Source organism: Adlercreutzia sp. DFI.6.23 (genome assembly GCF_024462535.1).
Classification (GTDB): Bacteria; Actinomycetota; Coriobacteriia; order Coriobacteriales; family Eggerthellaceae; genus Adlercreutzia; species Adlercreutzia rubneri.
Genome location: NZ_JANGBP010000044.1, coordinates 1 through 556, shown reverse-complemented (window position 1 = coordinate 556; position 556 = coordinate 1). Strand labels below are relative to the sequence as shown.

Sequence of the window (556 nt, the reverse complement as noted above, 5' to 3'; positions counted from 1 at the left end):
CGGCCTTGCGGGCCTCATTTTGGGATGGGCCGCGCCCTTCTCCGCCGTGCGCCAGCGCAAGCGGGTAGTGGCGACCGTAGCCGCCATGTTCGCCGGCGGGGCGCTCTACCTGATTGTCGTGCTGCTCCCCGCCCCGCTCTCCTTCGCCGTCGCGCTCGCGCTCGCACCCACCTCCCTGTTCCTCGCCCTGACCATAGACCGCTTCCCCGCTCCAGGCGATGAGACCGATTCTTTCCCGACAATTGGCGGCACGACCGAAACGGGTGCAGAAAACGGCGGCGGCAAAGCCGAAGCCGATACGATCGCCGCGGCCGAAGCCGAAACCCGACCCTGCTCCAGCGCCGGTCATCCCGATCTCACACGGCTCTTCGGCCCCGAGCTCTCGCTGGCCATCGTTGTCTACGGCGCCCTGTTCGTCCTAGCTGGTCACATGCTTCCCGAGGTCGAACTCGCATGGATGGCCTCGGTACTGCCGGGAATCGCCAACGTGGGCGCCCTCCTCGTCTCGGAAACCGTGCTCACCCTCTATCTGGTGAAGCGCATCCGCATCGAGAGC

The 556-nt window shown here is 66.7% G+C and carries 1 protein-coding gene; it reads left to right on the top strand.

Annotation, left to right across the window (positions count from 1 at the left end; translation table 11 throughout):
* Positions 1-556 (top strand): hypothetical protein (locus NE591_RS12255; protein ID WP_256156744.1); only part of this gene is annotated, 556 nt, incomplete at both ends.